The sequence below is a fragment of the Faecalibacterium sp. Marseille-Q4164 genome (genome assembly GCF_017377545.1).
Lineage (GTDB): Bacteria > Bacillota > Clostridia > Oscillospirales > Ruminococcaceae > Faecalibacterium > Faecalibacterium duncaniae.
Window position 1 is genome coordinate 1 of record NZ_JAFREJ010000044.1, and the last position, 1,104, is coordinate 1,104.

Here is a 1,104-nt window from a genome sequence, read left to right on the forward strand (position 1 = left end):
TATTACGCACTCTTTGAATGAGTGGCTGCTTCTAAGCCAACATCCTGGTTGTCTGTGCAATCCCACATCCTTTACCACTTAACTTACATTTAGGGACCTTAGCTGACGATCTGGGCTGTTGCCCTTTCGACTATGAATCTTATCACCCACAGTCTGACTCCCAAGTATAAGATGACGGCATTCGGAGTTTGATAGTCTTCGGTAGGTGCAATACCCCCTAGGACATTCAGTGCTCTACCTCCGTATCTCTCACCTTGAGGCTAGCCCTAAAGCTATTTCGGGGAGAACCAGCTATCTCCGGGCTCGATTGGAATTTCACCGCTACCCACAAGTCATCCCCGAGCTTTTCAACGCTCGTGGGTTCGGACCTCCACGAAATTTTACTTTCGCTTCATCCTGCTCATGGGTAGGTCGCCCGGTTTCCGGTCTACGTCAAGTAACTGAACGCTCAGTTAAAACTCGCTTTCGCTACGGCTCCGCACCTTAAGTGCTTAACCTTGCTACTTAACGTAACTCGTTGGCCCGTTCTACAAAAAGTACGCGGTCACACAAGAAATGTGCTTCCACAGCTTGTAAGTGCAGGGTTTCAGGTTCTATTTCACTCCCCTCCCGGGGTTCTTTTCACCTTTCCCTCACGGTACTATACGCTATCGGTCACTAGGTAGTATTTAGCCTTGGAGGGTGGTCCCTCCTGCTTCCCACAGGGTTTCACGTGTCCCGTGGTACTCTGGATCATATCTAAAGTCTTCTCGTTTAACATACAGGACTATTACCTTCTGTGGTGGGTCTTTCCAAACCTCTTCAATTACGATACCTCTTCGTTATGATATGTCCGCAACCCCAATAAAGAAAACTTTATTGGTTTGGGCTAATCCGCGTTCGCTCGCCGCTACTTACGGAATCGAATTTCTTTCTCTTCCTTCAGGTACTTAGATGTTTCAGTTCCCTGAGTTCCCCTCATTAAGCTATGTATTCACTTAATGATACTTAGACATTACTCTAAGTGAGTTTCCTCATTCGGAAATCTTCGGATCAAAGTTTACGTGCAACTCCCCGAAGCTTATCGCAGCTTATCACGTCCTTCATCGGCTCCTAGTGCCAAGG

The 1,104-nt window shown here is 47.3% G+C and carries 1 rRNA gene; it reads right to left on the bottom strand.

Features of this window, described 5'->3' with window-relative positions:
- Positions 1 to 1,104 (bottom strand): 23S ribosomal RNA (locus tag J3352_RS14125); the annotation flags it as partial.